Here is a 234-nt window from a genome sequence, read left to right on the forward strand (position 1 = left end):
CTCTAATTCATCTAAAATACTATGTTGATCCGCTTCAGATACACGTGATGATGATAATGCACGGTAATTATCACGAATAGCTTCTACATCAATGTGCACATATTTCATTACATCTTCCACGCTATCGCCTTCATAAATTGATGCAATTTCCCATCCGCCCGGATCATCCACATTGACAACAACACTCTGTGTATCACCAAATAAATTATGCATCTCGACAAATATTTCTTGGTA

1 pseudogene is annotated in these 234 nt (G+C 37.2%); it reads right to left on the reverse strand.

What is annotated here, in order from left to right:
• Window positions 1–213 (reverse strand): annotated as a pseudogene (locus tag V6256_RS15465) (arginine decarboxylase); the annotation flags it as partial.
• Window positions 214–234: the final 21 nt, after the last annotated feature.

It is taken from the genome of Psychromonas aquatilis (assembly GCF_038155185.1).
Lineage (GTDB): Bacteria > Pseudomonadota > Gammaproteobacteria > Enterobacterales > Psychromonadaceae > Psychromonas > Psychromonas aquatilis.